The sequence below is a fragment of the Psychrobacter sp. S4(2024) genome (assembly GCF_036861305.1).
In the GTDB taxonomy this organism is placed as follows: Bacteria; Pseudomonadota; Gammaproteobacteria; order Pseudomonadales; family Moraxellaceae; genus Psychrobacter; species Psychrobacter cryohalolentis.
This window is the reverse complement of sequence record NZ_JAZAQR010000001.1, coordinates 964,103-983,192: the sequence shown is the minus strand read 5'-3', so window position 1 is coordinate 983,192 and position 19,090 is coordinate 964,103. Positions and strand designations below refer to the sequence as shown.

16 protein-coding genes are annotated in these 19,090 nt (G+C 42.5%); 13 read left to right on the top strand and 3 right to left on the bottom strand.

From position 1 onward, the window contains the following. Positions 1–8: 8 nt before the first annotated feature. On the bottom strand, positions 9–1,211 hold the full coding sequence (gene serB / locus VLA57_RS04255; RefSeq protein WP_333954436.1) for a phosphoserine phosphatase SerB: 1,203 nt from the start codon (positions 1,209–1,211) through the stop codon (positions 9–11). Between the two features lie 451 nt (positions 1,212–1,662). On the opposite strand from serB, the gene VLA57_RS04250 reads away from it, so the two are divergent. From VLA57_RS04250 to VLA57_RS04225, 6 genes are all read left to right on the top strand, one after another. Then, positions 1,663–3,165 carry a hypothetical protein gene (locus VLA57_RS04250; protein WP_333954435.1) on the top strand — a complete coding sequence of 501 codons (1,503 nt, stop codon included), beginning with the start codon at positions 1,663–1,665 and terminating at the stop codon, positions 3,163–3,165. Between the two features lie 193 nt (positions 3,166–3,358). Next, the gene (locus VLA57_RS04245; protein ID WP_011281113.1) at positions 3,359–3,595 is read left to right on the top strand and encodes a PA3496 family putative envelope integrity protein; all 237 of its coding nucleotides are present in this window, start codon (positions 3,359–3,361) and stop codon (positions 3,593–3,595) included. Positions 3,596–3,932: 337 nt separating this feature from the next. Next, complete coding sequence (locus VLA57_RS04240) at positions 3,933–4,490, top strand: UPF0149 family protein (protein ID WP_020444290.1); 558 nt, start codon at positions 3,933–3,935, stop codon at positions 4,488–4,490. 140 nt (positions 4,491–4,630) lie between these two features. Then, on the top strand, positions 4,631–5,107 hold the full coding sequence (locus VLA57_RS04235) for a YbjQ family protein (RefSeq protein ID WP_149409388.1): 477 nt from the start codon (positions 4,631–4,633) through the stop codon (positions 5,105–5,107). Positions 5,108–5,158: 51 nt separating this feature from the next. Then, positions 5,159–5,695, top strand: a complete 537-nt coding sequence (locus VLA57_RS04230; RefSeq protein WP_333954434.1) for a YbjQ family protein — start codon at positions 5,159–5,161, stop codon at positions 5,693–5,695. A 404-nt stretch (positions 5,696–6,099) separates the two neighbouring features. Then, entirely contained in the window at positions 6,100–7,023 is a 924-nt protein-coding gene (locus tag VLA57_RS04225; RefSeq protein WP_020444287.1) for a bile acid:sodium symporter family protein, read from the top strand. 289 nt (positions 7,024–7,312) lie between these two features. On the opposite strand, the gene VLA57_RS04220 is transcribed toward VLA57_RS04225, so the two are convergent. Further along, positions 7,313–8,392 carry a formate/nitrite transporter family protein gene (locus tag VLA57_RS04220; RefSeq protein ID WP_149409386.1) on the bottom strand — a complete coding sequence of 360 codons (1,080 nt, stop codon included), beginning with the start codon at positions 8,390–8,392 and terminating at the stop codon, positions 7,313–7,315. 341 nt (positions 8,393–8,733) lie between these two features. On the opposite strand from VLA57_RS04220, the gene VLA57_RS04215 reads away from it, so the two are divergent. The 6 genes from VLA57_RS04215 to VLA57_RS04190 all read left to right on the top strand — a co-directional run bounded on the left by VLA57_RS04215 (position 8,734) and on the right by VLA57_RS04190 (position 16,406). Continuing rightward, positions 8,734–11,703 carry a valine--tRNA ligase gene (locus tag VLA57_RS04215; protein WP_333954433.1) on the top strand — a complete coding sequence of 990 codons (2,970 nt, stop codon included), beginning with the start codon at positions 8,734–8,736 and terminating at the stop codon, positions 11,701–11,703. A 284-nt stretch (positions 11,704–11,987) separates the two neighbouring features. After that, positions 11,988–13,631 (top strand): hypothetical protein, encoded by a 1,644-nt coding sequence (locus VLA57_RS04210; RefSeq protein WP_333954432.1) that lies wholly within the window; start codon positions 11,988–11,990, stop codon positions 13,629–13,631. An 8-nt stretch (positions 13,632–13,639) separates the two neighbouring features. Continuing rightward, entirely contained in the window at positions 13,640–14,935 is a 1,296-nt protein-coding gene (locus VLA57_RS04205; RefSeq protein WP_333954431.1) for a VWA domain-containing protein, read from the top strand. Positions 14,936–14,951: 16 nt separating this feature from the next. Beyond that, positions 14,952–15,362 carry a hypothetical protein gene (locus VLA57_RS04200; protein ID WP_333954430.1) on the top strand — a complete coding sequence of 137 codons (411 nt, stop codon included), beginning with the start codon at positions 14,952–14,954 and terminating at the stop codon, positions 15,360–15,362. Between the two features lie 166 nt (positions 15,363–15,528). Next, a complete protein-coding gene (locus VLA57_RS04195; RefSeq protein WP_020444281.1) occupies positions 15,529–15,951 on the top strand; it encodes a YbaN family protein in 423 nt (140 codons plus the stop codon). Positions 15,952–16,196: 245 nt separating this feature from the next. Next, a complete protein-coding gene (locus VLA57_RS04190; protein ID WP_010201661.1) occupies positions 16,197–16,406 on the top strand; it encodes a cold-shock protein in 210 nt (69 codons plus the stop codon). Positions 16,407–16,659: 253 nt separating this feature from the next. On the opposite strand, the gene VLA57_RS04185 is transcribed toward VLA57_RS04190, so the two are convergent. Further along, complete coding sequence (locus tag VLA57_RS04185) at positions 16,660–17,745, bottom strand: YeiH family protein (RefSeq protein ID WP_333954429.1); 1,086 nt, start codon at positions 17,743–17,745, stop codon at positions 16,660–16,662. A gap of 254 nt (positions 17,746–17,999) precedes the next feature. Between VLA57_RS04185 and VLA57_RS04180 the strand changes: the two genes are divergently transcribed. Beyond that, a complete protein-coding gene (locus VLA57_RS04180; RefSeq protein WP_333954428.1) occupies positions 18,000–18,941 on the top strand; it encodes a LysR substrate-binding domain-containing protein in 942 nt (313 codons plus the stop codon). The last annotated feature ends 149 nt before the right edge of the window (positions 18,942–19,090 follow it).

The window sequence follows — 19,090 nt, the reverse complement described above, 5'->3', positions numbered from 1 at the left end:
ATAATTAGCTAAACTTTTTTGCGTTCACTGCTGCGTACAAATGCAGGATAGCCTAGCGCATAGAGCACCCCTTCAAGCCCTGTGACATTCACAGCGGCATCGGCGCGCGCTTGTACGATAGGTTTGGCATTAAAAGCCACGCCCAAATCGGCCAGTGCCATCATCGGTAAGTCATTGGCGCCGTCACCGACACAAACCACTTGAGACATCGTAATACCTAGGCGCTCAGCCGTATGGGCGACAATAGCCGCTTTTTTAGCACCATTAACGATAGGCAACTGTATATGACCGGTGACTTCACCTTCTTCGATATCCAATGAGTTGGCGTGTACTTCATCAATACCCAATTGCTCGGCGATATAGCGAGCGAAGTACGTAAAGCCACCGGATACAAGGACCGTATGATAGCCCAAAGCTTTTAGAGCGCTAATGGTAGCCAAGGCACCTGTCGATAATGTTAAGCGATTGCAAATTTCATCAAGCACGCTGGTTGGAATACCTTGCAATAACGCCACGCGCTGCGCAAAAGATTCATCAAAATCCATCTCGCCCCGCATAGCGGCTTCAGTGATGGCTTCTACTTGCTCGCCAATACCTGCCGTTTTTGCCAGCTCAACGATGACTTCTTGTTCAATCAAGGTAGAGTCCATATCAAAGCAGGCAAGCTTATGAGTGCGCAGCATATGACCGACCGATAAGATATGACAATCGACGACATCCAAATGATCGCTTAAGACGGCGTTTTGAGCGTTGTTATAAGCTTCAGTCAAGTCGCGATGCAAACGCGTGGTCAATTGGTCATCAATGATATGTGCGGCGGCAGTTTTTTTGGCAGGATGCATCAGGGTATCAGTCACGGGCACCAATAAATAACGGAATACTTGCACATCGATAAATGAGCGTTTGGCAAAAGGTTGCGCCGTATCTACATCAGCAATTTCAACATCTACAAAATTGGCATCAGCATCTTCTGCAACCGTGACCAGATGCCAATTTGGCTGCTCATCAACCCATGATTGTACATACTGGTGGATATCAAGTGAAGATACATGCGTCGGCAATACCACAATCAAAGCAAAAATAGGCAAGGATTGTAGTGCATCAAAATCCTGTAAATTGGTACCCTCTGGTAGTAACGAGGCCACGGAATCAACCGCCTGTTGCCATGCTTTGCTGTCTTTTGGTAACGAGTAAGAGGTATTGTTTGGCATCGCTCAATTGTCCCTTGTATGCTGATATAAGATTAGGAATAATAACAGCTTTAGTAAGCAGCGACTATAGATGAGACGCAAAGTATCAGTGGCGAATAAAACGGCAAATAAAACGGCGACTGTTGCAAAAAAATCTCAGTAAAATTGAAATGACTCATTACAAAAAAATTATGATACTCGCTAACGCCATAACCCTTACTATGGTGATATAGTAGATGTCAATGAGTGGGTAAGCGAGTCGTAAATACTGCTTAAATGCTTGCGCCACACATAATTGCACAACATAACTACTGTAAGATGGCAGCGTTAAATAATCAGTCTCTTAAAAAAAGATTATTTAAACAATGCGGTATTGAATTGAACAAATATAGCTGCATACTCTTGCAAAAATGAGCGAATGAGCAATAGCCTCGTTTTTTAACTCCATTTATCCAAAAAAGTTTCCCATATCATGACCTATTTAGCGCCGCGGCAAGGGTTGTTTGCCATCATTCTTCTGGTTAGTTTTTGTTTGCAAACCCTATTATTGGTCATCAGTACCGATCAACAGCTGAGCAACAGTCGTGCGCAAAAAGGCGAGCAAATGGTTGCTCAGCTCATTGACGAAGCGCGCCTGTCCTTAGAAAATAAAGACCGCGTCAGCTTAAGCGTTATTGCCAATCGCTATACCAGCGAACAAGACGTAACCCGTATCCTGATTAAAGACAATAATGGCGATATCTTGGTGCCTGTCGGCAATGCGCCGATGCAGCAGGGTGATACTATTAGCCAAATTGCAACCAAAGGCGATGCGGTCATTGGTAGTGTGGCATTGACTCTAAAGGATATTAGCAAGGGTGAAATCATCGCCATGCAATGGCCATTTGTGATTGGTTCGATGGTGCTGCATTTATTGCTGTGGCTGATTTACAGCTATATCGCTCGTCCAACTAGAGAGCAAATCAATGCCATCAGCCGCGATGTTCAAGACTTGCATCGTGAGCAATATACGCAGCTCGATCAGCGTGGTTATGCTCGTGAGCGAGAACGTCGTCAATCAATGTCTGCTGATGATGGTGATAATGGTGAGACAGGTACTAGCCAAAGTGATCGTTTAGTCAATGCTGCTCAAGCAGCTGCCAGTACAGCGTATAACCAGCAACCTAATACGCGTAAATTAGATATTCATAGTGCTGTCAATCAGTATGTCAGAACCCAGCAGAATCAAGATTCGACGCTCGATGATAATACTAACGGTACAACTGCGGATGCTGCCAGTAATATGACAGACAGTGATGTCAATGATCATACTGCTTATAAAGCAGAAGACAGTAGCCAGCATGCTAACAATCATGTCTCTCGATTGTCTGCCACCAGAGCATTTGATAGTGTCAGCGTCCAGATTGTCTTTCATGATGAGTTTAATATGCTTGAGCGCTTGGCACCGTCTCAACGTCTGCCGTATTTGGCACTCTGTACGCAGCTACTAAACCAAGCGGTGACTGAGTTACTGAAACAGCCATTGTTGTTGGGTGTAAGCGCACTCAATGAACCACAATTTGATGAAAGTGGTGCTTATGTGATGCTTAAAGCAGAGAATAGCCATGCAAAAGTTGCATTGGCAGGCGTGATGCTAGCCAAGCTATACTTGATGCTGAATAAAATTATTCATGATAAGCATATTGAGCTGTCACGATTTGCGCTGCCAGCCAAAGCTGGTGTGAGTGACAATGCCCAAGTCGATGCCATGACGCATCTGCTAGATAGCGTCGGCAAAAAAGAGCAGATGCTGATTTTATTGCCAAATGGTGGTCTTAAACAAATCAGTCATCATGTACAAGTACAAAGCGTCATGCGTCCAACGACAGTTTATGAGCGTGAGTGTGCAATATTCGATGGTGGCAATGATGCGATGATTCAGCGTTTGGCCGATGTGCGTAATGCGGTATTGATGATCGATGACTCAGAAGAGTAGGATTAGATATTCTATTTAACTTGCAGAAATTGTCTACAATTGCCTGCGCGATAATGACCAATAGTGTCTTGTTGTTGACTTGTAAATGCGTCATAGTAATAAAAAGCATTGACAAGGCTTAATAGAGACTTTATAAGGCATATATATATTGATAACTTTTCAGTAATTTTGCCAAAAAAGATAGGAGTTGGTCATGAGTGATGCTGATATTGATGACGATTTTGATGATGATTTCGTTGATGATGATGATGCAAAGATGGTTGAAGAAGCAGAGACGAGTGTACGTACACGCTTAAGTAGCCTTGAGAAGCGTCGTCTAATTGATAATCTACTAGAAGAAAAACGTTTGGCTAAAGAGCTAAAAGATGATCTAGACGATATCGATAATTTTGATGAAGATGGCGATGATTGGGATGATGACGAACTTTAATTCGTCATCGCTATAATGAGGTTATCAGGCAAATATTTTGCGAATAATTTTTAAGTGTTGATTTGCACTCTTATGGCTATTAGCTAACCATCGTTAACTAATTATCCTAAGTGTGCTGTGTTAAGCTGGTTGGGTTCTGATTTTAATAGTATCAATAGTAAACGGCACCTATTTAACCAGCTATTTCTCACAGCTGTACTTTAGCAATAATTGATTTAAAAAATCTTTGGGTAGATTGACTTATTCAAGATAATCGTCATCTTTATACCTCTCGTTATTTTATATAACTCTTATTTATTGCGCATGGCGCAATCCATCTTTTAAGGACAACGACACCATGACCAACCAACTTAGTTTCGATGAACTACTCGATTATTTAGACAACGAAGAAAGCGCATTTGTACTTGATAGTGTTGCTACTCATGGTTTTTTGACTGCGACGGTTATTGGGCGTCCACTGCCTAATTGGTTAGAAGCACTGTTTGAAGATAATGTGAGCGAGATTCCAGCAAACGTGATTGATGGTATTCAGCGCTGGCGCGAGTCGATCATCGCTGAGCTAAAAAACGAGACGCCTATTGAGCTACCATTTGGTGAAGATGCGGGTAATGAAGAAGTGGCGGTCGATTTTTCTGATGATTCAGATATCGTTGCTTGGTCGATTGGCTTTGTGGATGCAATGTATGGTGATGAAGCCAGTGATTGGATGGAAAACGAAGAGACTGCAGAAGATGTGGCTGTTTTGACCTTGCCGATGATTGTGCTGAGTGGTATCGATGATGAAGATCCTGAGCTTGCTGAGATGCGTAAAGATCAAGATAAAATGGTACAAATGGTAAACAGCATCGAAGGCAACTTAACTGAGCTGTTTTTGTTGTTCCATACTAACGACTAAAGAGTTTGCTCAATATAAATTATTTGAGCAATGTGCTTTTTAATGCGTTTTAAAGTATCGCGCTTTTATCTTGAACGGGCGATATGTTTTTTATCATTCTGTAAGTCACTAATTCTGTAAGTTACCAATAAGGCTGTACTATGACTGTCCAACTCTCCAATCTTGAGCACTTGCCCAACTATCAGATTACTGAGCGCTTGGATGTGGTATACGGCAGTACCGTGCGCTCAAAGCATGTTGGTAAAGATTTATTTGCGGGTCTAAAAAACATCGTAGGCGGTGAGCTCACTGCCTATACGGAGCTGTTAGAAGAATCGCGTCAAGAGGCGATTGATCGTATGATCGTCAAAGCTGAGGCGTTGGGCGCTGATGCAGTGGTTGGACTGCGTTTCTCGACCTCTAGTATTGCACAAGGTGCCTCTGAGCTATTTGTTTACGGTACAGCGGTCAAAGCCGTACGGATGCCACAACAGCCTGTCTATCAATCAACGAATCAACCGCCGAATCAGTCATCAACTCATCATTCTCAATATGAAGAGCCTGTGGCGTCAGTTGCTCAGCCTTCAACAGTAAAGTCACCTGATGATTTACCGCGCTTTAATCCTTTTGGTGAATAAGACTACGCTCAAGTACTGACAGGTAGCCTTTTTGATGATAAGAGACGTTCCATGAATCAATCGTTCAGCCAAATGTTGATGAACTATGCGCCGCTGCTGGTATTATTTATAGTTGGCTGGTTTTTTGGTGCGCGTCATGAGCGTCAGCATTTGGCAAGATTGACGATTGCCGAAGCTGAGTTGAGTCATATTATTGTCTCAAATGAGCGTTTTTATGTACCAAAACTAGTGTCGCAGTCTGAGGGTGAGTTGGTGCTTGGTAGCGTCGTTATTGCGCAGGATTATTTTAAAATGGTCATTGCCAAAGTGCTGAGTTTCTTTGGCAAAAATCTCACCACCTATGAGACCTTGCTTGATCGTGCCCGCCGTGAAGCTCTAGTACGTATGCGCACTCAAGCACAGGCAAAAGGCTACAATCATATTTATGGTTTGCGTCTTGAAGTCAGTAATATCAATCAATTGGGTAGTATGGTCGAAGCGATCGCTTACGGTACGGCAGTGCTTAGTACTGAAAATTCTGCTAAAGCGCCCAATAACGCTTTCAGCAATACTCCTGCCAAAATCTCAATCAATACTTCCAAAATATAACTTCTTATACCGTCATAGCTATTTAACTAAAAGTATTTAACGCCAATTATTAAAATCCAAATTATCCAAAAGCTCACGTTAAACACTCTCATTTAATCTCATTACAATCCCTTTTATTCCTACTCAATCTCTATATTCTGCATTTGACTGGCGAGTTGTTGAATAAAACAGCTAAACCTAGCTTTTGCCCTATATACTCCCCTTATCAATTCTTAATTATTGTTGATAGTTAGCAATAGCATGCTATGAGATATGCTATAAAAGAATGGTTTAAAACGGGTGATGTCCGTTATCTATAAGCATTAGCAGGTAGTGACAAGCGTATTAGCAAGGATTGCTAATCAGGCATCATTGAATCATTATAAATTGACCTAGCAATAGGTCTTATCTACAGGGATGTAGTTATGGAAAGTCTGGCTCTAGTCACCTTAGTAAATAGCGTTGTTATTCCTATTTGCTTGTTTTTAATCATGATGGGTATGGGTTTGACCCTTATTACCAATGATTTTAAACGGGTATTAAAATACCCAAAAGCCGTTGGTATTGGCTTGACCAATCAGCTGATACTGTTGCCAATTATTGGCTTTGCCCTAGCTAATATCATGCCATTACGCCCAGAATACGCCGTCGGAGTTATGCTCCTCGTTCTGTGTCCGGGCGGCACTACCTCAAACTTATTTACCTATTTGGCTAAAGGCGATGTGGCGCTGTCGGTGACGATGACAGCGATTGCCAGCGTTATTACGGTATTTACCATTCCCATTGTACTGAGTTTTTCATTGATTTATTTTATGGGCAGCGGTAGTGAGTTTGAATTGCCGGTAGTAAAAACCGTGCTTACCTTAGTGGTACTGACGATTGTACCTATTAGCATTGGGATGCTGATTAAACGCTACGCACCAAAAGTCGCCGATCGCTCACAAGTCTATGTGTCTCGATTTGGGGTGATATTTTTAACGTTTTTAGTGCTGTTTTTGTGTTATGTACAACGCGATATCATTGTCGATGCCTTTATCGCTACCGGCCCTGTATCGGTATTATTAAACGTCTCAACCATGGCGCTCGGTTATTATAGTAGCAAATGGTTCGGTCTTAACTTAGCGCAAAGGACTTCGGTGACGCTAGAAGTCGGTCTACAAAACAGTACCTTGTCGATATTTATGGCATTAACGCTATTATCTAACTACGATATGTCGATGATGCCAGCTATTTATACCTTGGTAATGTTCCTAACGGCAGGCATTTTGGTGCGTATATTTAGCGCTCGGCACAATAAGCTGAGAAAGTCTGAGATAGAAAGTAGTGTGTTGGCAGCGCGTATGCTGTAAGCGGAAATGTGTGGTTTATCATAATTAAGCACTCACAATTGCTCGATTATAATTTTTTAGTTATAAAGCTGCATAACCGCTTTCGATATAGTCAGTGCTAAATAAAATAAGTACAAAGGTTATAAAGGGCTACTGTGGTAAATTTTCCTTGCTTGCTGTGTGCTTTGCACGCCAGAGGCGGCGTAAAACTTATCCCAGCAGCCTTGTACTGTTTTTCAATGGAATTATTATAGTTAAAAGCGGTTGTGGAATTTACGCGCCCGATTTAAAAATACCGTACTAATTATCTCTAGTAAGGTCCACGGATATTGTTTTGTGCTTCTAACTTATCCTTAGCTGTTTCTTCCTTTACTTTGGCTAATTCGAATAGGAAGGTACGGTTTTTAAGTATCGCGACAAACACCACGCCGCCGACGGTATTGCCGACCAACACCACGGCTAAAAACAGCAAATAACGGCCCAAGCTGACAGTATTGCCATAGAGCAAGGCTGAGAATACTTCGATATTACCCACGATACTATGATGCAAACCCAAAAAGCCGATACTGCCAGTAATAAGCGTCACCAAGACGATGCGGCTAAGGGTATCGCGCGCTGAGGTCACAAGCCACGCGGTGACGCCCATCATCCAACCTGCCAAGATGGCACTGCCAAATATTACCCACCATCTAAACCCTAAGATATGCTCGGCGTAAATATCAATGTCGCTGACGCTAAATAGCTGCATATTTAAACCTAAACCTATCATTAATGCCGCAAATAAACAGCCACCAACGACGTTGCCAGCGATGACAATGCCCCACAGGCGTAGCAGCTTATTGAGAGGTTCGATTTTATTGAGCACAGGTAGGCTTAAGAGTGAGGTTTGTTCGGTAAATAATAGCGACTGACCGATGACGACGATGATAAAACCAATCGGGTAAAGTAGGGAGGCGAGTACAACCGCATAATGGCTCGGTAGCACGCCACTCAAAAGCGCAAAAGCCGCTAAAATCATAAAGAAGCTGATGCCAATCTCAAGGCCAGCGGTAAAAGCACTGGTAAATAGTGAGCCAAGTGAGCGCTCAAAAGTTTCTCTGGCATCCATCACTTGCTCAACTAAGATACTGGCATAGCTTTTTGCTTGACTTAAATTGTCATCATTAGCAACTTTTTTGATGGTTTCTTGGTCTTCTTTGCTAATATCCTCAGAGAAGTCTTCGTATTCCAAGTTTTCTTTTGCATTAGTATCGTCTGGCGTATCCGCATCGCTAATATCTTTATTTTTAGTACTAGATAGATGATTAGCGCTCTCATCAATCAAGCGCTGATCATCTATCTTGTCAGCTTTAGAGTGGCTGTTATTGTTGTGCTCAGTATCTTGGGACACAGTTGGCTCGCTATTTATCAGGCTATCATTTTAGGATAAAACGCCATTTATTATGCTATACGATAACTATATAAGTTCTCGCATCACCTGTATTTTATAACACGACTAGGATTTATTTTGTGGGAAGTTCAGCCGATTGGAGTTGTTTATTGGTATTTTCTGCTATTTGCTGGTGTTAGGGGCGTAATGACGCGCTGTAAGGCTGATAAATTACCTTAGCATCTAACAAAATCTGCCTATCTGCGTTAAAATCACACTATCAACTATTTTTCCTGTTTTTATAGCGTTTTGCGCTATCTCATTTTGACCACATTCATTATCAACAATAAGATCACCCTATTATGAGCAATCCTAATACCGATACCAGCATTGATAGCAATGCGAAAACCAACCTGACCCAGTCGATCCAAGCGGCGCTAAGCCAATTAGAAAGCGCCTATAATCCTGCGGAAGTCGAAGCCGGTATGTACAAAGGTTGGGAAGAAAGCGGCTATTTTCAGCCGACTTTTGACAAAGAAGAGTCGTTTTCTATCGCGCTACCACCGCCGAACGTCACTGGCTCGCTGCACATGGGTCATGGTTTTAACAACGCGATCATGGATGCGCTCACCCGTTATCACCGCATGGATGGTGACAACACGCTGTGGCAGCCAGGTACGGATCATGCGGGTATCGCGACTCAAATGGTCGTTGAGCGTCGTTTGGAGGCGCAAGGTATTAAGCGCCGTGATATGACGCGTGAAGACTTCATCGATAAAGTGTGGGAGTGGAAAGAAGAGTCGGGCGGCAATATCACTAGCCAAATTCGCCGTTTGGGCAGCTCGGTTGATTGGTCGCGTGAGCGCTTTACCATGGATGATGGTCTATCTAATGCGGTAAAAGAAGTGTTCGTTCGTCTGTTCGACGATGGTTTGATTTATCGTGGTAAGCGTCTGGTGAACTGGGATCCTAAGTTCCAAACGGCATTGTCTGATTTAGAAGTAGAGAACCATGATGAAAAAGGTAGCTTGTGGCATTTCCGCTATCATTTCACTGACAAAGACTTGATGACTCAAGATGGCAAAAACTATCTAGTGGTCGCGACCACACGCCCTGAGACACTGCTTGGTGATACCGCTGTAGCGGTCAATCCTAGCGATGAGCGTTATGCACACTTGGTCGGCAAAACCATTACTTTACCAATCACTGGTCGTGTCGTGCCTATCGTTGCTGATGATTATGTCGAAAAAGACTTTGGTACGGGCTGCGTAAAAATTACCCCAGCGCATGATTTTAACGATTATGAATTGGGTCGTCGCCATAGCTTGCCATTGATTAATATCCTTGATGAGCGCGCCAATATTTTATCATCGATGGAAGTCTATCCTGACTTGCAAACACGTGAGCCAACGTTAGAGACCACGCCTAGTGAGTATGCAGGACTTGAGCGTTTTGCAGCGCGTAAGTTCCTTGTAGAGCAAGCAGGCGAGCAGGGCTGGCTAGAAGATATCGAGGACTACGCACTAAAAGCCCCGCGTGCTGAGCGTGGCGGCACGATCGTTGAGCCGTGGTTGACCGATCAGTGGTATGTCGCTGTTAAAGAGCTGGCCAAGCCTGCGATTGACGCGGTAGAAGACGGCAGCATCGAGTTCGTCCCTGCGCAGTACAAAAACATGTATATGTCGTGGATGACCGATCTGCAAGACTGGTGTATCAGCCGTCAGCTGTGGTGGGGACATCGTATCCCTGCATGGTATGACGATGCGACGGGTGAAATCTATGTCGCCCGTGACGAAGCGGAAGTGCGTAGCAAGTACAATCTAAGCGATGATATCGTATTGCGCCAAGATAATGACGTGCTCGATACATGGTTCAGCTCTGGTCTATGGACGTTCAGTACGCTTGACTGGGCAGACGTCAACGCCGATCCACGCGTAATGGACACCTTCCACCCAACCAGCGTGTTGGTGACAGGTTTTGACATTATCTTCTTTTGGGTTGCTCGCATGATCATGATGACCATGCACTTCGTGAAAAACGAAGATGGCACGCCGCAAGTACCGTTTAAGACCGTCTATGTGCATGGTCTAGTACGTGATGGCAACGGTCAAAAAATGTCAAAATCAAAGGGTAACGTCTTAGATCCGATTGACCTAATCGACGGTATCGATCTAGAAGCGCTGGTAGAAAAACGTACCAGCAACATGATGAATCCGAAAGACGCGGCCAAAATCGAAAAGCAAACACGTAAAGAGTTCCCAGAAGGCATCCCAGCCTTTGGTACGGATGCACTGCGCTTTACCTTTACCTCCCTTGCCAGTACCGGTCGCGATATTAACTTTGATCTAAAGCGTGTCGAGGGCTATCGTAACTTCTGTAATAAAATCTGGAACGCCAGCCGTTTTGTACTCATGAACTGTGTCGATAGCGAAGGTAATGCCAAGCCTATCGACCAAGCGGCGAATCCTGACGTTTGGGAATTACCAGAAAAATGGATCATGAGTCGTCTGAACTCTACCGTTGCCGATATCCATCAGCATTTTGCCCAGTATCGTCTCGATATGGTCAGCCAAGATATCTATGAGTTCATCTGGAATGAGTACTGTGATTGGTATGTTGAGCTTGCCAAAGCCAGTCTAAATGATGACTCGGTGTCTGACGAACGCAAAGCGCAAATCCGCTATGTATTGCTGCATGTGCTAGAGACGGCGCTACGTTTTAGCCATCCAATCATGCCGTATCTGACCGAGCAAATCTGGCAGACGGTTGCACCGCTACTGAATCGCAAAGACACCGATAGCATCGTGGTCGCTGACTATCCAAAAACGGATGAGGCACAAATCAGTGAGCAAGTTGAGGCGGATATGGCGTGGCTACAGGAGCTAATCGCTAGCGTCCGTAACATCCGTGGTGAGATGAAACTGGGCAATGCCGTACGTCTGCCAGTGCTACTACAAAATATCTCTGCCGATGAAGATGCGCGTCTGTCACGTATCAAAAACCAGTTTAAAGCGCTTGCCAAAGTCGAGAGCTTAGAGATCGTCAAAGAAGGTGATGAAGTGCCGCTATCGTCATCAAGTATGGTTGGTCAGCTACGGGTACTCGTACCGATGAAAGGTCTAATTGACCCAACGGCTGAGCTGGCACGTTTGGGTAAGTCATATGATAAGTTGAAAGGTCAATCCGAAGGCATCGCACGTAAGCTAGGTAATGAAGGCTTTGTCAGCAAAGCCCCTGCAGAAGTGGTCGATGCTGAGAAGGCTAAACTGGCTGAGTTAGAAGGGCAGTTGACCGCGATGACGGCGCAGATGGAGCAGTTGAAGGCTTTGTAAAAAAAGCAAAATCCTAAATAGCATGGCCTTAGCATCGGAGTCCTTTAAAAATGGGCAAATATGCGAGTCATTTCTCGATATTCTTTAATGACTTAGCTTGTTCCATTAGTAATCTTAGATATTGTATAGTGCGTTGCCATCCTTATGGTGACGTATTTTTTTATTTCATTCACTATAATTAGATGGTATGCAGATACGAGAATTAAACTATGCAATGTACTTATATTAATAAATTTGGTATTAGGTGTGAAGAGGAAAGCTTTAAGGATTTGAAGGAATGTGTCTTGCACTGCACTGAAAGAGAAATACATAATGACGGGTATGGGAATTACAGAAAAGCTTTTTACGATTTTCTGTCTGAATATATTTTTGAAGAAGTTGATAAAAACTTCCAAAAATTTTGGAAGACAAGTGACCTGCAAACTATTGCTGAACAAGAGTCTCAGCGTAATGATCGTAATGAATTTTTAAGACTTATAGGAGGGGTAAAAGAGACTGAGCTTAGCTCAAACTTAAAGGAGTATATGAGAAAAACAGATTTGATTTTGGATGAAATCAAGTTTCCTAAAGACATAGCTATGCAAGGTTTGAGCCCAAATGCAATATTGATATTAAAGAATTTAGGTAGGGTTATATTTAAAAGTTGTGAATTCAATTCACCTAGTACGATTCTATTTGCAGAGTTTTACTATGAGCATTGTATTTTTAGAAGAGGAGCGAGAATAACTCCTTTTCCAGATTTGAAGGATGATCATAAATATCGATATATGTACTGCAGTTTTCAGTCTGATGTTGAAGTTATGAGCTCAATACACTCTAAAGAAATAAATTCAAATTTATTCTACGAGTGTATTTTTGATGAAAAAATAACTATGTTGGATGTTAATATTAATAAGAATGTATTTTACTTTCCTGAGTTCAATAAAGATTTTATAGCAGGAGAAGAGAGTAATAACTTCTTAAAATTTAAAAGATACTACACTATAAACCAGATATCGATTAAAAAATGTTATTTTCAGCTAAGTTTAAAATTGAATGGTTTTAATGAAGATAATATAGACGAAATAAAACAAGGAGGTCATATTTTTGAAAGGAAAGATTTGACTATCTCCAATATTAGCATTATAGATTCTAAGTTTGAGTCAAAGTTTGAAATTAAGAGTAGGATAATTGAAGATTTTAAATTTGAAAACTCAAATGTGGAAGGTATTTTTGATTCTTTTAAGAGTGAAATTATAGAAGCATACTTTTATAAAAGTATTTTTAAGGATTTTGCTGCGTTCGAACAAGTTAAATTTGGTATAAAGGGTAATACTGAGGAAAAATATACTGCTGTATTTAAATATACTACATTTGAAAGCTTTTCAAATTTCAGAGAGGCAAAGTTCTATTCAGGGTTAGATTTTGAAAGAGTTAATCTGAAAGAGCAACCTAACTTCCTGAAAGCTATTGTTGAAAAAGATAACACTAATCGCGAAACATTCAGAATTATTAAAAATTCTTTTGATGACGTAGGTAATAAGCTTGAAGCAAATAAATTTTTTGCTGAAGAAATGGCAGTTTATAAAAAAGAGCTTGATGATGAAGGTGACAAATGGGACAGATTAGTCTATCGGGCAAACGAAGAAATTTCAGACTTTGGACGAAGTTATATCAAGCCCAGTGTTTTACTATTTTTAAGCTTAATAATTTATACAAGTTTATTGTCTATTCATGAATCATTCTTTGAACATTATAATTATTTCTTACATCCTTGGGTGGACTGTTTATCAATTCAAGCTAATGAAGTTGCAAAAAATTTACTACCTTTCAGCAGGTTTTTAGAGAAAAAGAGTGGTATTGAGTTTGTCAGCTTATTATTTTACATTTGGTTTGGCATACTGATTTGGCAAATTGTTGTATCTGTTAAACGACACACTCAACGTTAAGGAACACCATGAACCATCTCACCGTCGGACAACGCGCGCCATTAAGCAACCTTGCTATTGACGATACCGCACCCATCACGCTCAAGTTCACTCGTCAAAGTCCGATAGAAATGGACATCAGCTGCTTTGCCTTAGACGCAGCGGGCAAACTGATCAATGATGATTACATGGTGTTTTATAATCAGCCAACCTCACCATGCGGGCAAATCAGGCTCACCCATTATGAGTCGCAGCCAACGGCGAATAAAGGTATTCAAGCCGAGTTTGAAGTTAATTTATCCAAACTGGCTGCGGATATAGACAGCTTGTTTTTTGTATTATCAGCCGACACGCCGCTCAATCAAATTCAATCCTTAGAGATTGGCATTTGGCAGCAGTCACAAAAAGTGCAGGCAGAATATCAAGCAGCAGATTTTGCCCAGCAGCAAGCCAGTATGTTGATGCAGCTGTATCGTAAGAGTGGCGTTTGGCGAGTATCTAACGTCGCGCAAGGCTTTAATGGTGGCCTAGCCGCAATCGTGCAGCATTTCGGTGGCGATGTAGAAGAGAGTAGCTCGACAGCAGCAGAGATGACCGCAACGCCAGTGCAAGCAAAACCATCGTTAGAGAAGGTCATGCTAGACAAAGCGCCAAAACTGGTCAATCTGGCCAAAAAAGCCACCATATCACTTGAGAAACGCCAATTGCAGCAATTAACCGCAAAGGTAGCATTGGTGTTAGATGCCTCAGGCTCAATGAACAGACAGTACAAAAAAGGCCGCGTGCAAGAGGTGGTCAACCGCATATTGCCATTGGCAGTGAGCTTTGATGACGACCAGGCGCTAGACTGCTGGGCGTTTGCCCGAGATCCGCAGTATTTGGGTGAGATAGGGCTGAGCAACTATGACGGTTTCATTGACAACGCTCATGGCGGCTGGCGCAAATGGGCACTCGGCCCGCGTATCAATAATGAAGCAGAGGTCATGAAGGCCGTCACTGAATTTTATCAAAAAGACGGCTTAGATGTGCCTATATACGTGCTATTTATCAGTGATGGCGGGGTAAATGACAATCGCGGTATCACGAGAGTCATGACTGACGCGGCGAAACTACCGATATTCTGGCAGTTCGTGGGCTTGGGTGGTCGTGGTTATGGCATCCTAAAAAAACTAGACGACATGGCAGGGCGCGTGATTGATAATTGCGACTTTTTTGAACTCGATGATTTGGATGATATTAGCGAAGAAGCCTTATATGAAAACATGCTAGAAAAGTTTCCGACATGGCTCAAAGAAGCTCGTAAGATTGGATTGATAACATCATAAATGGGGAGTAACCGCCATGTTCAGCATGAAAACAACATCAACTACAAAAGTCCTCACTTTAAGCGCCTTGTCTTTAATTCTAAGCGCTTGTGTCTCTTTACCTACCAATGAAAACACCTTAACAGATGCTGATCTTATTCGAGTTGCCCAGCAAAAAGAATCAGCGCCAACCGAAGGCGCGCAGCAGTGGATCATTGGCGTGCATAACGGTATCGAAGTGGTCAAATCCTTTCAGTGCTCAGACCTCTGTCCGCAGAATACGTTGCGCGTGATTTATTATGACGTACCTACCGATGCCACTTGTGACAGTATCGGCGGTGTGACCAAATCCATATTAGTACCCATCGCGATTACAGTGATGCCAAAAGAATACTGTTTTCCAAAGGCAATCGCAGACTACTGGGAAAGCTATCCTGCCAAACCATAGTGAATAGTGGCCGATATTTACCTAACTGCTAAACAAGCTACGTATCGGTAGCAAAACCGTGCAAAATCAGTCTTGAACCTAGGTTTCAATTTCTTTATCTTTGATAGCTTATATAGGTAGTCCATACCTGATGACCTAATGTCTCACACTGACTGATAAAACTATCATGACTCAATCAAAAAAATCTTTCTATTATCGACCCAAGACCAATCAACATAACAATCCAACGGTGCGTTGGATGTTTTTGATATTTGGTTGGTTGTTTTTTGCCTTGGGTATCATTGGCGTATTATTACCTGTCATGCCGACCGCACCTTTTATCTTACTAGCGGCAGGGTGTTGGGCGCGTAGCTCACGACGCTTTCATTTTTGGCTGATTAATCATAAATATTTTGGTAAATTCGTCCGAGATTGGGAAGACCGCCATGCTGTACCTTTATATGGCAAGTGGCTAGCGACGATAATGATGGCAATTTCAACAACAATGTTATTTTTTAACATTCCTGCTGATATGATGTGGGTAGCTTGGCTGGTAGCCACGGTCTGTACTGGGGTAGCGGTCTATTTGTTCCGTTTGCCAAATGCCTAAAATGCGTTGATTTTAGGGCGAAAAACAGTCAAAAAGTGGCTTTGGTTACATGAAACCTAAGATAATACTTGCGAAAATGGGATCTTGCCCTTATAATACTTCCAAGCTTAAGAGCAGTTCTGCACCAAATCATTACCTCGTAGTATTAGTTATAATCCTTCGTTTTAATATTTATCGTTCAGTAGCTATTTGCAAGCGTTACCGGTCACTAGACCATTAATAAATTTAAAAGTAGGATTATCAATATGTCAGATACTCAAAAAGGTACAGTTAAGTGGTTCAACGAAGCTAAAGGCTTTGGTTTTATCGCTCCAGAAACTGGCGCAGACGTTTTTGCTCATTACAGCGAAATCACTGGTTCAGGTTTCAAAACTTTAGCTGAAGGCCAAGAAGTTGAGTTCACTGTAACTCAAGGTCAAAAAGGCCCACAAGCCCATAACATCGTTGCTATCTAATCTGTCTTTATAGACGCTTAGAGCAAGATGAAAAAAAAGCGAACCTTCGGGTTCGTTTTTTTTCGTCCACGATTTAGTATAAGCTATTTACAATTAATGGCTTAATATCTATAACGTGCGCTTTATGTTGAGTGGCTTTTAAATCAGCCGATAAACCAAAAATGCCGATGACTATGCTGGTCGTCGGCATTTTTGATCTATATAACTCACAGCAAGAATGATAACGAGCGGCAAGGATGTTTGGTAGTTTACTTTAGCCAATCAAGCTAATACCAATATTAATTAGACCACCTCCAACGATCAGCCAAGCAAACATAATAGCACCCAAGATCAGTGGCTTCACGCCAGCTTGTTTAATAGCGCTCAGATGAGTCGTTAAGCCCAGCGCAAACATCGCCATGGTGAGCAGCACATCATCTAGCATGACCATACTACGCTCAAAGCTTGCGGTCATCGGCACCCAAGTGTGCAATAAGACGATGGCAATAAATATAAAGGCAAACCAAGGGACTTTGACTTCTTTAATACGGCTCATAAATGAAGCACTTTCACCATTTTCGCTACAGCTTTTGGTCAGAGCAAAAGACAATACCAGTAAGAAAGGGGCGAGCATCATGACGCGAATCATCTTGGTGACAACAGCTGTATCACCCACTTCAGGACTGACTGCGTTACCAGCGACGACGACTTGCGCCACTTCATGGATGGTTGCGCCAGTATAGATCCCATACTGTTTGGCACTCAGCCAAGGTTGCAACCAACCAAGATGATAGAGAAAGGGGTAGAGCAGCATAGAAATTGTGCCAAAGACGACCACTGTAGCGACCGCAATAGTAACTTTATGCGCTTCTGCTTTGACGATTGGGTCGGCAGCGATAACAGCTGCGGCACCGCAGATACTGGCACCTGAGCCTATCAATAGCGTGGTTTGTTTATCAATTTTTAATAATTTGATACCTATCCAATAGGTTAGGAGGAAGGTCGACGTTAGTACTAGCGCATCGCTCATCACCGCCGGTAGACCGACACTCGCTACTTGAGTGAGGGTTAATTTAAAACCATAGAACATAATAGCGAGTCTTAAAATGTGCCCTTTAGCAAAACAAACCCCTTCGTTCAAACGCTCAGAAAAATTGGTATAGACCGTATTGCCAAGTATCATGCCGATTAAAATCGCTAACGTGAGCGATGACAGTCCCACGATACGCCCGTTCGTCCAGATGTTCAAACTGCTATTCAGCCACAAACAAAATAAGCTCCCAATTAACACAGCGATAAGCCCTGCAAAATGGCGTCTGTGTGGAACATATCTATTTACTGACTGCATTAAAGCGTTCATGACGGACGGTCCTATTGATAGAATTCTAGGTATTCCTACTAATCTTTATAAGGCTGTTATTCTCGTTAATCGAAAATAGCATAAGCTTATGAATATGCATTATAATGCAGTGCTATATATAATAAAAACAGATTAATAAGATAGAAATTATCGATTTTATGGGTCAGTAATATATAGGTCAATAAATTGATTTCAGTCATTTTTTAACTTGAGAATGAAAAGACTATTAAAAAAGGTAAGGGGTAGATGTTCTCATGAAAAAAGCCGTACAGACAGTACCGAAGATTACCCTCAAGCAGTTAGCGGTCTTTGTCAGTATCTATCAGACAGGTAGCACCAGCCGTGCTAGTGAAGCACTGCATTTGTCACAATCAGCGGTCAGTAGTGCGCTGACTGAGCTTGAGTCAAGGTTACAGATGCCATTGTTTGAGCGCGTCGGGCGCCGGCTTAATCAGCATCCCAATGCCCATCCTATTTATATACAGGCGCAATCAATCTTGGGGCAGTCGTTGACGCTTGAGAATTATCATAAATCGCAAGTAGGGCAGATTCACATTGGTGCGAGTACCACCATTGGCAATTATGTACTGCCGCCGCTATTAGCGGAGCTTTATAAGGTGCTACCAGATGCGCAAGTAGATATGTATATTGCCAATACCCAAGAAGTGGTAGCAGAGATTGAGCAGCTGAATATTGATATTGCTTTGGTCGAAGGTATGCCGCGCCCAGTAGATATGAAGGTGATTGAGCAGCGCGTGTGGCGCACTGATACATTGATGATTTTTGCTAAGCACAACAGCAAATGGCTTAAGAATGTGGCTAGCTATAACGATGCCAATCATTGTTATGAGTTGAGCATTGAGCAATTATCAACGCTACCACTATTGGTACGAGAAGCGGGGTCTGGTACGCGGCAGATCATCGATGAGCAATTATTGCAGCATTTGCCCAATGCTGAGGTGATTATGGCAATACAGCAGTCGGAGGCGATTAAGCATATGGTCAGCGCTGATATTGGACTTGGGTGCCTGTCACAGCACGTCATTGAAGCAGAGCTTGCAACAGGGAAGTTGGTACAAGTACAGGTTGCAGGAATTGATTTGTCACGTACATGGTGGCTGTTATGGCATAAAGCGCGCCATCAAAGCCCGATTTGGCAAAGCTTTATTGATATTATTCAAGAGGATCGTGTTTAAAGGTAGCTATAGTCAATTCCGTATTAAAAAATATGGCGAAACTGGAATAAATTTTTGTAGCCTCTGTCGGCGCAGCCACAGCACGCAAGAAAAATTTGTACCAGTTTCGCCCTATAATAAAGTGCATTCACCTTATTTAGTATCGACTG